The organism is Rhodococcus sp. A14 (genome assembly GCF_011603105.1).
GTDB lineage: Bacteria > Actinomycetota > Actinomycetes > Mycobacteriales > Mycobacteriaceae > Rhodococcus_F > Rhodococcus_F opacus.
Genome location: NZ_JAAOQS010000294.1, coordinates 1 through 780 on the forward strand (window position 1 = coordinate 1; position 780 = coordinate 780).

Here is a 780-nt window from a genome sequence, read left to right on the forward strand (position 1 = left end):
CCACCCGGCTCACCCGCGACGGCACATAAGCCCCGTCCGGGTATCGCGGGTTCCAGCCGAGGCGGGCCGCGGCGACGTGACCTTGTGTGGGCAGTCTGTGGTCGTGGCGGTCACGGCCGGCGGCGAGGACATCGAAGGTCGCCGGATGCCACAGCCGCGACATCAACTCGGCGCCGGCCGCGGTGACCAGGTCGAGCAGCCATCCCACCCGGGTGTCGACGTCGTCGAGTCCGATCGGCTCGCCGGTTGCGTCGTCGATCGCCATGTGGGCGCGGGTGGTCACTAAAAACTGCCGCGCAGCAACCGCAGAACGACGATCCCCGCTGGCACTCATCGGTTACCCCGACCCCAACCGTGCTGCGGCATCGCCTCGGAGCCTGCGCTGATTCCGCTTCGACCGCAGCCGGCAGCACCGGCCGGGAGGCGAAATTGCCAACACCCGTGAAGTCATCCACCACCTCCTCTACCGGCAACTCATCGCCCCGATCGTGCCCAACCCGGACAGTAACCCCCACCTCTGACAAAGAACGCTTGATCCATGCCGCCGACGAACCCGGCCAACCGGTCTCGCCACTGCACCCGCACCACCGTGCCTCGGCCCTCGGCTGCGTCATCGAGCATCCGGTCGCGCCGCTCGCCCACAGCGGGCAGTCTAGGTCGGGCGGATCGTCGTGATCATTACCTCGGACGTCATGATCAGCGGTCAGGTGAGGTGATCGAACTCCCCGGTCACCCACGCGCAGTGACGGGTGGCCGAGTATTCGAGTGCCTCCCGGCCGG

At 68.1% G+C, this 780-nt stretch carries 1 pseudogene; it reads right to left on the reverse strand.

The annotated features are described in order from the left end of the window. Positions 1-334 (reverse strand): annotated as a pseudogene (locus G9373_RS45465) (transposase); the annotation flags it as partial. Positions 335-780: the final 446 nt, after the last annotated feature.